This window comes from Paenibacillus sp. FSL P4-0127 (assembly GCF_038007325.1).
Lineage (GTDB): Bacteria > Bacillota > Bacilli > Paenibacillales > Paenibacillaceae > Fontibacillus > Fontibacillus macerans.
On record NZ_JBBOWY010000001.1, the window covers coordinates 1,809,662 to 1,822,011 of the forward strand.

Below are 12,350 nucleotides of genomic sequence, written 5' to 3' on the forward strand. Positions count from 1 at the left end.
AAACAGGAACGCCAGTAGGAGGAGGTGAAATACCGGCTATGGCAATAGCGCCTGAAAATCCTGCATGGGTACGGAACGCCCATAGTAGTCCGCGAGGGTTAATGACCCTTACATGGCGAAGGGGCGTAGTTATTGTGTACTAAAATTTACGTTGATTAGGGAGGAAAGCCTCATAATGCAACCAACAACCGACATTTTAGCAAGAATCAGTAGAAACTCACTCGCAAACAAGGATGAAATATTCACCAGACTGTATCGCTACCTGCTGCGCCCGGATATTTATTTCGTGGCATACAAAAACCTATACGCAAATAACGGCGCGGCAACAAAAGGCGCAAACGATGACACGGCGGATGGGTTCAGCGAAGTCAAGATCGCAAATATTATCCAGAAACTCGCTGATGAGACCTATCAGCCTACGCCGGTGAGAAGAACCTATATTCAAAAGAAGAGCAACCCGAAAAAAAAGCGTCCGCTTGGAATACCTACGTTTACGGACAAATTGATTCAGGAAGTTCTGCGGATGATACTTGAATCGGTGTATGAACCAGCTTTCCTGCCAGTATCGCATGGATTCAGACCCAAAAGGAGCTGCCATACAGCACTCAAATCCCTGAAAATGGAGTTTAACGGTGTGCGTTGGTTTGTCGAGGGCGACATTAAAGGTTGCTTTGACAACATTGACCACGCTGTACTTGTGGGGCTGATACAAAGCAAAATCAAGGATGCTCGAATCACTAAGCTAATTTATAAATTCTTGAAAGCCGGGTATTTAGAGGATTGGCAATACCACAAAACGTATAGCGGAACGCCGCAAGGCGGCATTATCTCCCCGCTGCTTGCCAATATCTATCTGCATGAGCTGGATAAATTTATAATGAAACTGAAAAGCGATTTTGACACGCACAACAAAGAACCCATAATGCCGGAATACCGTTTATTGAGCAACGAAGTCCAAAAGCTCTCCTACCATATTGGAAGAACTGACGGAGCAGAAAAAGAGCGGATGCTTGCGGAGTATAACCAAAAACGTAAGCTAATGCTGAAAATCCCCTGTACCGCACAGACTGACAAGCGCATCAAGTATATCCGATATGCGGATGATTTCATCATTGGTGTAAAAGGGAGCAAAGAAGATTGCCATTGGATAAAGAGCAAATTGTCCGAATTCATTGGACAAGTCCTGAAAATGAAACTCAGCGAAGAAAAAACGCTCATTACCCACAGCAGTCAGTGTGCAAGGTTTTTAGGTTACGACGTAAGGGTTCGGAGAAGCGGAGTCATTAAACGAGGCGGACCGGGCAATAAAACAAAACGAACACTCAACAATTCGTGCGAACTGGCAATACCCTTTGAGGACAAAATTCATAAGTTCATCTTTGCCAACAAAATTGCGAGGCAGAAAAGTGATGGGACATTGTTCCCGGTTCATCGCGCATCGCTCCTGCGACTCACAGATTTGGAAATCGTCTCTACTTACAATGCTGAATTACGAGGTATCTGCAACTACTACAGCATCGCAGGAAACTATTACAAGCTGTGCTATTTCTCGTATCTTATGAAGTATAGCTGCCTGAAAACTCTTGCGGACAAGCACAAATGCACCATATCCAAGGTCGTTTCCACGTTCAAAGACGGCAACGGAAGATGGGGCATACCTTACGAAACCAAGGCAGGAGCAAAGCGGTGTTACTTTGCAAAGTATTCCGAGTGCAAAGGCGCAGCCACCCCGGCAGATACAGTATGCAATGCAGCAGTTATGTACGGATATTCAAAAACAGCCTTTGAGCAGAGGCTAAAAGCAAAGGTCTGTGAGTTATGCGGAACTACGGAGAGCAATTGTTATGAAATCCATCATGTCAATAAGCTCAAAAATCTAAAAGGCAAGCAGCAATGGGAAATCGTGATGATTGCCAAACGCCGAAAAACACTGGTAGTATGCGAAAAGTGCCATCATGCAATACACAATCAGTGAGTTAATACTGACCAAACGATAACAGAGCCGGATACATTGAGAGATGTAAGTCCGGTTCCCGGAGAGGGTGGTGCAAACCTACCATAGCAATATGGCAAGGCGGCGCCTCCCTACTCCACTACAACACCGGCGAGAACCGTGGGCGGGAAACCTCCCATTCCCTCAACTACCAGAAGCTCGGCAAAGAGCTTATGAGCCAGGATGAACTGGCCGTCATGGACGGCGGCAAGTGCATCCTCCAGCTGCGTGGTGTGCGGCCTTTCCTCTCGGACAAGTACGACATCACCAAGCACCCCAATTACCCATACACCGCCGACGCGGACCCAAAGAATGCCTTTGACATTGAGGCGTTCCTGTCCACTCGTCTGAAACTCAAGCCCAACGAAGTCTACGATGTGTACGAAGTAGACGCATGAATCTGTTCCGCTGTGAAAGGAGTGGTCTTATCTATCCGCCTCAACTGCCCTTTTGGGGCCATCGGCGTACAAAGCGGACAATCACCAAAAAATAATGAAAAAAGGAGGACAGCCGGAATCAGGCCCCGGAAACCGGGTGCCGATTGTTCCGGCTTTTGTATGCCTATGAACCATGACTAATCAATCTTGCAAATGATTCCGGCTAATTTTGTATATGGCATTTTTCAATCAGGCTATCACCGTTCTTCAGACCCTCGTTATCGCCCTCGGCGCTGGTCTCGGCATCTGGGGCGTCATCAACCTGCTGGAAGGTTACGGCAACGACAACCCCGGCGCGAAGTCCCAGGGCATGAAGCAGCTCATGGCTGGCGCTGGCGTGGCCGTGGTCGGCATGGTCCTCGTACCCCTGCTCTCCGGCCTGTTCACCGTCTGATCGTTCCCGTCGTTAAGCTGTCATAAGAAATCCTTGCCGCCCCTGCCCCCAAGCGGGGGCGGCTGAAAGGAGGTTGACACCGTATGGATTTCTTACTCGATGCCCTTACTGACTGGCTCAAGGAAATGTTGGTAGGCGGCATTATGAGCAACTTATCGGGGATGTTCGATAGCGTGAACCAGCAGGTCGCAGACATTGCGACACAGGTGGGCCAGACCCCCCAGGGCTGGAACGGGAGTATTTTCAGCATGATCCAGAACCTCTCCAACTCCATCATGGTGCCGATTGCTGGCGTGATCCTGGCTATCGTGATGACGCTGGAGCTGATTCAGATGATTACCGACAAGAACAACCTGCATGATGTGGACACCTGGATGATCTTCAAGTGGGTGTTCAAATCTGCCGCCGCCATTCTTATCGTCTCCAACACTTGGAACATCGTAATGGGCGTGTTTGACGCAGCTCAAAGTGTGGTGGCGCAGGCGGCGGGCATCATCGGTTCCGACGCTTCCATCGACATCTCCTCTGTCATGACCGATATGGAGTCCCGGCTGATGGATATGGACCTGGGGCCGCTGTTCGGCCTGTGGTTCCAGTCGCTCTTTATCGGCATTACCATGTGGGCGCTTTACATTTGCATTTTCATCGTGATTTATGGCCGTATGATTGAGATTTACCTTGTGACTTCGGTGGCCCCCATCCCTATGGCCACCATGATGGGCAAGGAATGGGGCGGCATGGGCCAGAACTATCTGCGCTCGTTGATCGCCCTGGGCTTCCAGGCATTTCTCATTATCGTCTGTGTGGCGATCTACGCCGTGCTGGTGCAGAGTATTGCCACCGAATCCGACATCATTATGGCCATCTGGAGCTGTGTGGGCTATACGGTCCTGTTGTGTTTCACCTTGTTCAAAACCGGGAGCCTCGCAAAATCTGTGTTCAATGCACATTAACCAGGAAGGAGGTAATCCCTTTGGCTTATGTACCCGTACCCAAAGACCTGACGAAAGTCAAAACCAAGGTCGCGTTCAACTTGACCAAGAGGCAGCTGGTCTGCTTCGGCGGCGGGGCGCTCATCGGCGTACCGCTTTTCTTTTTGCTCCGGGGGCCTGCGGGAAACAGCGTGGCGGCCATGTGTATGATGCTGGTCATGCTGCCCTTCTTCATGCTGGCGATGTATGAAAAGCACGGCCAGCCTCTGGAAAAGATCGTGGGCAACATCATCAAGGTGGCCGTCATCCGGCCCAAGGAGCGCCCGTATAAGACCAACAACTTTTATGCCGTTCTGGAGCGGCAGGAAAAACTCGACAAGGAGGTGTATGACATTGTTCACGGCAATCAAAAGCTGGCTGCACCGGCTGTTCGGAAAAAACGAAAAGACCGCGCAGCCGGTTAAACCCAAGAAGATGAAAAAACTGTCCCGCGCCGACAGAAAGCAGATCGAGGCCGCCATCGCCCGCGCCAACCGCACGGACCGAAAAGAGAAGTCGGCTCAGGACAGCATCCCCTATGAACGGATGTGGCCGGATGGTATCTGCCGTGTGGCAGGCAGCCACTACACAAAGACCATCCAATTCCAGGACATCAACTATCAGCTCTCGCAGAACGAGGACAAGACGGCGATCTTTGAGGGCTGGTGCGATTTCCTCAACTACTTCGACAGCTCCATTCAGTTTCAGCTGTCCTTTTTGAACCTTGCAGCCTCCGAGGAAACCTTTGCCCACGCTATCAACATCCCTCTCCAGGGGGATGACTTTGACAGTATCCGGGTGGAGTATATGACCATGCTGCAAAACCAGCTGGCAAAGGGCAACAACGGCCTTATCAAGACCAAGTACCTGACCTTCGGTATCGACGCTGACAGCCTCAAGGCCGCCAAGCCCCGTCTGGAGCGTATTGAGACCGACATCCTCAACAACTTCAAACGCCTGGGCGTGGCCGCCGAGACCCTGGACGGCAAGGCGCGGCTGGCACAGCTCCACGGTATCTTCCACATGGACGAACAAGTGCCGTTCCGCTTTGAATGGGAGTGGCTGGCTCCGTCCGGTCTGTCCACCAAGGACTTCATCGCGCCGTCCGGCTTCGAGTTCCGCACCGGCAAGCAGTTCCGTATGGGTAAAAAATACGGGACTGTTTCTTTTTTGCAGATTCTCGCGCCGGAGCTGAATGACCGGATGCTGGCTGATTTTCTGGATATGGAAAGCTCCCTGGTGGTCAGTCTGCACATCCAGTCCGTGGACCAGGTGAAGGCCATCAAGACGGTCAAGCGCAAAATCACCGACCTGGACAAATCCAAAATCGAGGAACAGAAAAAGGCCGTCCGGGCCGGATATGACATGGACATCATTCCCTCCGACCTTGCTACCTACGGTGCCGAGGCCAAGAAGCTCTTGCAGGATTTGCAGAGCCGGAACGAGCGAATGTTCCTTGTGACTTTCCTGGTGCTGAACACGGCGGACAATCCCCGGCAGCTGGACAACAACATCTTCCAGGCCAGCTCCATCGCACAGAAGTACAACTGCCAGCTGACCCGGCTGGACTTCCAGCAGGAAGAAGGGCTGATGTCCGCGCTGCCTCTGGGCCTCAATCAGATCGAGATTCAGCGGAGGTTGACCACCAGTTCCACGGCTATCTTCGTGCCGTTTACCACCCAGGAGCTGTTCCAGAACGGCAAAGAGGCGCTGTACTACGGGATCAATGCCCTGTCCAACAACCTTATCATGGTGGACCGAAAGCTGCTGAAAAACCCCAACGGCCTGATTCTCGGTACGCCTGGTTCCGGCAAGTCCTTCAGTGCCAAGCGTGAGATCGCCAACTGCTTCCTGCTCACCAATGATGACATCATCATCTGTGACCCGGAGGCCGAGTATGCACCTCTGGTGGAGCGTTTGCATGGGCAGGTCATCAAGATTTCGCCTACCTCCACCAACTACATCAACCCGATGGACCTGAACCTGGACTACTCGGACGATGAAAGCCCGCTGTCCCTCAAGTCTGACTTCATCCTATCTTTGTGCGAGCTGATCGTGGGCGGCAAAGAGGGCTTGCAGCCGGTACAGAAAACCATCATTGACCGCTGTGTGCGGCTGGTCTATCAGACCTATCTCAACGACCCGCGCCCGGAGAATATGCCCATTCTGGAGGACCTGTACGACCTGCTGCGGGCGCAGGAGGAAAAAGAGGCACAGTACATCGCCACGGCGCTGGAAATCTATGTAACCGGCTCCCTCAATGTATTCAACCACCAGAGTAATGTGGACATCAACAACCGTATTGTCTGCTATGACATCAAGGAGCTGGGCAAGCAGCTCAAGAAAATCGGTATGCTGGTGGTCCAGGACCAGGTGTGGAACCGTGTCACCATCAACCGCGCCGCCCACAAGTCCACCCGTTACTACATCGATGAGATGCACCTGCTGCTGAAAGAGGAACAGACCGCCGCCTACACGGTGGAGATTTGGAAGCGATTCAGAAAGTGGGGCGGCATCCCCACCGGCATCACGCAGAATGTCAAGGACCTGCTTTCTTCCCGCGAGGTGGAGAACATCTTTGAAAACTCCGACTTCGTGTATATGCTCAACCAGGCGGGCGGGGACCGGCAGATTCTCGCCAAGCAGCTGGGCATTTCCCCGCATCAGCTCAGCTATGTGACCCACTCCAGCGAGGGCGAGGGCCTGCTGTTCTATGGCTCCACGATCTTGCCTTTCGTGGATCACTTCCCGAAGAATACCGAATTGTACCGCATTATGACCACCAAACCCCAGGAACTGAAAAAGGAGGATGAATGACCATGAAACCCAATACCGAACTGAACACCATGATGTTTTTTGACGATGCCCTGGAGAGTGAGCGCACCTATCTGCTGACCGAGCTGGCCGATGCCGTCAGCGAGACCCGCACGGCGGCGGATCAGGCGGCGGAGCTGAACGAGGACGGCGAGGCGGGCCTGCTGCGCCTGACAGAAATCTGGTGCGCCATGAACGGTGTTCCCGCCATCGTCATCTTCGAGGGCAGCCAGTCTGAGCTGCTGGCCAATGTGGTGGCGCAGATCTACGCCCATCTGCTTCAGCACCCCTTCCATGACCCTGTGGGGCTGGCCGTCTGTGTGGAGCTGCGCTACATGACGGACGCCCTCATGCTGGGGGAATGGTTTGAATAAGGAACCGCGCCTGCGCTTTACAGACGAGGAACGCTCTGACCCGGCGCTGGAGAAGCCCATTCGTAAGGCAGACAAGGCCGCCGCCAAAGCGGATAAGGCGCAGGCTAAAATCCCCAAAAAGCAGGTCCGGCAAAAGACGGTGGACCCGGAGACCGGCAAAGTGACTACCAAGCTGGTGCTGGAGGACAAGAAGAAGCCGCCCTCCAAGCTGTCCCATGCGGTGCGGGATACCCCCGCCAATGCCGCCCTGGGAAAACTCCACAAGGAAATCCGGGAGACCGAACAGGACAATGTGGGCGTGGAGAGCGCCCACAAGTCCGAGGAGGCTGCCGAGACCGGCGTTAGGCTTGCGCGGGAGGGCTACCGCAGCCACAAATTGAAGCCCTACCGTAAGGCGGCCCAGGCCGAGCAGAAGCTGGAAAAGGCCAATGTGAACGCCTTGTATCAGAAGTCCCTGCGGGAAAATCCCCAGCTTGCCAGCAACCCCGTCTCCCGCTGGCAGCAGAAACAGGCCATCAAAAAGGAATACGCTGCCGCCAAGCGCGCCGGTCAAGCTGCCGGGAACACCGCCAAGACTGCGGAGGCCACCGGCAAGGCGGCCAAGACGGTCAAGGAGAAAGCCCAGCAAGCGGGCGCGTTTGTCATGCGCCACAAAAAGGGCTTTTTGATTGCGGGCGCGATCTTCCTGCTGGTCTGTATGCTGCTCAACACCATGTCCTCCTGCTCCATGATGGCGCAGAGCATCAGCTCTGTGGTGTCCGGCACCACCTATCCGTCGGATGACCCGGAGCTGGTGGCGGTGGAGGCGGACTACGCTGCCAAGGAAGCGGCGCTGCAAGCCGAGATCGACAACATCGAAAGCAGCCATCCGGGGTATGACGAATACCGCTATGACCTGGATATGATCGGGCATGACCCCCATGAGTTGGCGGCTTATCTCTCCGCCGTGCTGCAAGGCTACACCCGGCAGAGCGCCCAGGCAGAGATGGAGCGTGTATTCGACGCACAGTATGAACTGACGCTCACCGAGGAAGTGGAGATACGATACCGCACCGAAACTTCCACGGACCCTGTGACCGGCGAGACAACCACCGAGGAAGTCCCGTATGAGTATTACATTCTGAATGTGAAGCTCACCAGCAAGCCCATTTCGTCTGTTGCCTCGGAGCTGTTGACCACGGAACAGCTGGAGATGTACCAGGTGTACCGGCAGACGCTGGGCAACAAACCGCTGATTTTCGGCGGCGGTTCCTCCGACACCAGTGATTCCGAGAGTTTAGCCGGTGTTGAGTTCGTCAACGGCACCCGCCCCGGCAATCAGGCCGTGGTGGATATAGCCAAAAGTCAGGTGGGCAATGTGGGCGGTCAGCCCTACTGGAGCTGGTACGGCTTCAATTCCCGTGTGGAATGGTGCGCCTGCTTCGTGTCCTGGTGCTACGGCCAGATGGGGCTGTCTGAGCCGCGTTTTGCCGCCTGCCAGTCGCAGGGTATCCCGTGGTTCCAGTCCCACGGACAATGGGGCGGGCGTGATTACGCCAATATCGCCCCCGGCGACGCCATCTTCTTTGACTGGGACCTGGATGGCAGCGCCGACCATGTGGGCCTTGTGGTCGGCACAGACGGCAGCCGGGTCTACACCGTGGAGGGTAATTCCGGTGACGCCTGCAAGATCAAGAGTTATTCCCTGACCTACGAGTGCATCAAGGGCTACGGCCTGATGAACTGGTAAGGCCGATTTATGAGAAAAGGAGTGATTGAAATGGCTAAGAACAAAATCCAGCGCATTGACCAGGAGATTGCCAAGGTCCGCGAGAAGATCGCGGAGTACCAGGATAAGCTGAAAACCCTGGAGGCGCAGAAAACCGAGGCGGAGAACCTGGAGATCGTCCAGATGGTGCGCGCCCTGCGGCTGACCCCGGAGCAGCTGAACGCTATGCTCTCCGGCGGTACGGTCCCCGGCATGGCCGCTGCCTCCGCCGACTACAACGAACAGGAGGACACCGACCATGAAGAATAAGAGAATTTTCAAGACCTTTTCGGCCCTCTGCGCCGCCCTGGTGCTGATGATGGGCCTTTCCGTGACCGCCTTTGCCCAGGGAACAGACCAGCCCCCGGCGGAGGACGCCACCAACGACGCCAATGTGGTGGTGGAGGAAATCGAGGACAGTCCGGCCCTGACCCCGGATGGCAACGCCGCCCTGGTGGATGACTTCGGCGGCAACAAGCAGCTTATCACCGTCACCACCAAGGCGGGCAACTACTTCTACATCCTAATTGACCGGGCCAACGAGGACAAGGAAACCGCCGTCCACTTCTTAAACCAGGTGGATGAAGCCGACCTGATGGCGCTGATGGAGGACAGCCAGACCGCCCAGGAGCAGCCCGCCACCTGTACCTGTACGGAGAAATGTGTGGCTGGTGCGGTGAATACGGCCTGCCCGGTGTGCGCCACCAATATGAGCGCCTGCACGGGCAAGGAGCCGGAACCGGAGACCCCGGAGGAAACCCCGGAGCCGGAGGAACCGGCGCAGAAAACCACGGGGCTGAATCCAGCCCTGCTTTTGGCTGTGCTGGCCCTGATGGGCGGCGGCGGTGCCTTTGCCTACTTCAAATTCATCAAGAATAAGCCCAAGACCAAGGGCAGCGATAATTTGGACGATTACGACTACGGCGAGGACGATACCGACCAGGAGGACGAGGACTCCTGGGAGACCGAGGAATCCGACGAGCCGGACGCTGACGGGGGCAGCGACGAGGAAAGCGAGGACAAGACGGTTTGACCCGCTTCACCGACAGCCCCTATGAACGCATGATGACACGCAGGCCGGAGGGCGGGAAGGAAACTTCCCGCTCTCCCTCTTTATCTCCCGGCCACCCCTGTTATGGCTGTGGGAATTACCGTGACGGTCAGCCCTGCGTGGGATTCTGCCACCGGCAGCTGACCGCATGGCTGCGGGAAAGGAGGATGAAAAACCATGAAGCTGGTGATCGCTGAGAAACCGTCCGTTGCCCAAAGTCTGGCCGCCGTGATTGGGGCCACCTCCCGCAAGGACGGCTATCTGGAGGGCGGCGGCTGGCGGGTCAGCTGGTGTGTGGGCCATCTGGCTGGTCTGGCCGACGCCGACGCTTATAACCCGGACTACGCCAAGTGGCGCTATGACGATCTGCCCATTCTGCCGGAACCTTGGCAGATGGTGGTGAGCAAGGACAAGAAGAAACAGTTTGATGTGCTGAAACAGCTGATGAACGCCCCGGATGTGACTGAGGTGGTGAACGCCTGCGACGCCGGACGCGAGGGGGAGCTGATCTTCCGCGCCGTCTACGAGCTGGCGGGCTGTCAGAAGCCCATGAAGCGGCTCTGGATTTCCTCGATGGAGGATTCCGCCATCCGGGAGGGCTTTGCAAACCTGCGCCCCGGCGCGGACTATGACGGCCTGCGAGATGCGGCCCTCTGCCGCGCCAAGGCGGACTGGCTGGTGGGTATCAATGCCACCCGGTTGTTTTCGGTGCTGTACCATCGGACCCTCAACATCGGGCGCGTCATGTCCCCGACGCTGGCCCTCATCGTCCAGCGGGAGGCCGAGATCGACACCTTTAAGCCGGTGCCGTTCTACACGGTCACGCTGGAGCTGCCCGGTTTCTCTGTTTCCGGGGAGCGCATGGCGGACAAGGCCGCCGCCCAGCAGCTGAAAAAGGCCTGCCAGGGTGCGGCTGCTACGGTGAAAAAGGTGGAGCGCAAGGACAAATCCGAGAAGCCGCCCGCCCTCTATGACCTGACCACCCTCCAGCGGGACGCCAACCGGCTGTTGGGATACACCGCCCAGCAGACCCTGGACTACCTGCAAAACCTGTATGAAAAGAAGCTCTGCACCTATCCCCGGACAGACAGCCGCTATCTGACTTCGGATATGGCGGCCAGTCTGCCGGAGCTGGTCCGGCTCACCGCTGGGGCGCTGCCCTTTGCCGGTGGTATGGAGATTTCCTGCAATACGGCCCAAGTTATCAATGACAAAAAAGTGACCGACCATCATGCGGTGATCCCCACCCGCAACCTCCAGGGCGCGGACCTGTCCGGCCTGCCGGTGGGTGAAAAGGCGGTGCTGGAGCTGGTGGCCCTGCGGTTGCTGTGCGCCGTGGCCCAACCCTATACCTTTGCGGAAACCGTCGTGACGGTGGAGTGCGCCGGAGCGGAGTTTATCGCCAAGGGCCGCACGGTGAAAAATCACGGCTGGCGGGCGCTGGACGCTGCCTATCGCGCAGGGCTGAAGAATGCGGAACAGGACAAAGAAACCGAGGACAAGGCGCTGCCGGAGCTGACGGAGGGCCAGAGCCTGTCTCTTTCCGACGCTGCCTTCAAGGAGGGCAAGACCACCCCGCCCAAGCACTTCACCGAGGATACGCTGCTTTCCGCAATGGAGACTGCCGGGAAGGACGATATGCCGGACGATGCCGAGCGCAAGGGGCTGGGAACCCCGGCCACCCGCGCCGGTATCCTGGAAAAGCTGGTGTCCACCGGCTTTCTGGAGCGCAAAAAGAGTAAGAAAACCGTGCAGCTCCTGCCGTCCCATGATGCGGTATCCCTTATCACCGTGCTGCCGGAGCAGCTGCAATCGCCTCTGCTGACCGCTGAATGGGAGTACCGGCTGGGCGAGATCGAGCGCGGCGAGCTGGCCCCAGAGGACTTCATGGCCGGGATCAGCGCCATGCTCCAGGAGCTGGTGAGGACCTATCAGGTCATCAAGGGAACCGAGTATCTGTTCACGCCGCCCCGCGAAGTGGTGGGCAAATGCCCCCGCTGCGGCGGCGATGTGGCGGAGCTGCAAAAGGGGTTCTTCTGCCAGAACGAGGGCTGCAAATTCGCTATTTGGAAAAACAACAAGTGGTGGGAGCTGAAGCACAAGCAGCCCACCAAGACCATCGTGACGGCGCTGCTCAAAGATGGCTGCGCCCGTGTGAACGGCCTGTACTCGGAAAAGACCGGCAAGACCTACGACGCCACGGTGGTTCTGGAGGACGATGGGAAGTACGCCAATTTCAAGCTGGCGTTTGACCGGCAGAAAGGAGGCGGCAAATGAAACTGAGCCTTTATGAACAGGAAACAATCATCCTCTACAACCAGGCCGAGGCCGCCGCCGAGGTCTATACCCATGACCCACGGCTGCTGGAAAAGCTGCGGCGGCTGGCGGAGAAATACCCGGACCAGATCGTAAAAAAGGACCGGCAGACCTTTCTCGTCCCTAAACGCTGCGTATCGGTCCGGGAGCCGTACAGCGCCGAGCGCCGCAAAGCAGCCAGTGAACGGGCCAAAGCTTTGGGCATTGTACCACCACAAAAGAAAAATACTTATTAAAGGGCCATTTCTTATAG

At 56.1% G+C, this 12,350-nt stretch carries 12 protein-coding genes; all 12 read left to right on the forward strand.

The window, feature by feature from the left end; translation table 11 throughout:
- Positions 1 to 175: 175 nt before the first annotated feature.
- The 12 genes from NYE74_RS07970 (at position 176) to NYE74_RS08030 (ending at position 12,333) form a co-directional block, all read left to right on the forward strand.
- On the forward strand, positions 176 to 1,975 hold the full coding sequence (locus tag NYE74_RS07970) for a reverse transcriptase/maturase family protein (protein ID WP_341004713.1): 1,800 nt from the start codon (positions 176 to 178) through the stop codon (positions 1,973 to 1,975).
- Positions 1,976 to 2,166: 191 nt separating this feature from the next.
- On the forward strand, positions 2,167 to 2,391 hold the full coding sequence (locus NYE74_RS07975) for a hypothetical protein (RefSeq protein ID WP_445323391.1): 225 nt from the start codon (positions 2,167 to 2,169) through the stop codon (positions 2,389 to 2,391).
- A 214-nt stretch (positions 2,392 to 2,605) separates the two neighbouring features.
- Positions 2,606 to 2,824, forward strand: a complete 219-nt coding sequence (locus NYE74_RS07980; protein WP_027644084.1) for a Maff2 family mobile element protein — start codon at positions 2,606 to 2,608, stop codon at positions 2,822 to 2,824.
- A gap of 83 nt (positions 2,825 to 2,907) precedes the next feature.
- Complete coding sequence (locus NYE74_RS07985; RefSeq protein ID WP_002578790.1) at positions 2,908 to 3,777, forward strand: VirB6/TrbL-like conjugal transfer protein, CD1112 family; 870 nt, start codon at positions 2,908 to 2,910, stop codon at positions 3,775 to 3,777.
- A 20-nt stretch (positions 3,778 to 3,797) separates the two neighbouring features.
- Positions 3,798 to 4,220, forward strand: a complete 423-nt coding sequence (locus NYE74_RS07990) for a PrgI family protein (protein ID WP_341004714.1) — start codon at positions 3,798 to 3,800, stop codon at positions 4,218 to 4,220.
- A complete protein-coding gene (locus NYE74_RS07995; protein WP_445323392.1) occupies positions 4,150 to 6,612 on the forward strand; it encodes a VirB4-like conjugal transfer ATPase, CD1110 family in 2,463 nt (820 codons plus the stop codon). The genes NYE74_RS07990 and NYE74_RS07995 overlap by 71 nt, the downstream gene beginning before the upstream one ends.
- Before the next feature lie 2 nt (positions 6,613 to 6,614).
- Positions 6,615 to 6,983 carry a DUF3851 family protein gene (locus NYE74_RS08000; protein ID WP_169319127.1) on the forward strand — a complete coding sequence of 123 codons (369 nt, stop codon included), beginning with the start codon at positions 6,615 to 6,617 and terminating at the stop codon, positions 6,981 to 6,983.
- Positions 6,976 to 8,712, forward strand: coding sequence for a CD1108 family mobile element protein (locus NYE74_RS08005; RefSeq protein WP_341004715.1), 1,737 nt, complete (start codon positions 6,976 to 6,978; stop codon positions 8,710 to 8,712). Before NYE74_RS08000 ends, NYE74_RS08005 begins: the two co-directional genes overlap by 8 nt.
- 30 nt (positions 8,713 to 8,742) lie before the next feature.
- The gene (locus tag NYE74_RS08010) at positions 8,743 to 9,000 is read left to right on the forward strand and encodes a DUF4315 family protein (RefSeq protein ID WP_205133214.1); all 258 of its coding nucleotides are present in this window, start codon (positions 8,743 to 8,745) and stop codon (positions 8,998 to 9,000) included.
- On the forward strand, positions 8,990 to 9,763 hold the full coding sequence (locus NYE74_RS08015; protein WP_341004716.1) for a DUF4366 domain-containing protein: 774 nt from the start codon (positions 8,990 to 8,992) through the stop codon (positions 9,761 to 9,763). The genes NYE74_RS08010 and NYE74_RS08015 overlap by 11 nt, the downstream gene beginning before the upstream one ends.
- A 195-nt stretch (positions 9,764 to 9,958) precedes the next feature.
- Positions 9,959 to 12,058 (forward strand): type IA DNA topoisomerase, encoded by a 2,100-nt coding sequence (locus NYE74_RS08025; protein WP_341004717.1) that lies wholly within the window; start codon positions 9,959 to 9,961, stop codon positions 12,056 to 12,058.
- Positions 12,055 to 12,333, forward strand: coding sequence for an immunoglobulin (locus tag NYE74_RS08030; RefSeq protein WP_087308719.1), 279 nt, complete (start codon positions 12,055 to 12,057; stop codon positions 12,331 to 12,333). The genes NYE74_RS08025 and NYE74_RS08030 overlap by 4 nt, the downstream gene beginning before the upstream one ends.
- Positions 12,334 to 12,350 lie beyond the last annotated feature (17 nt).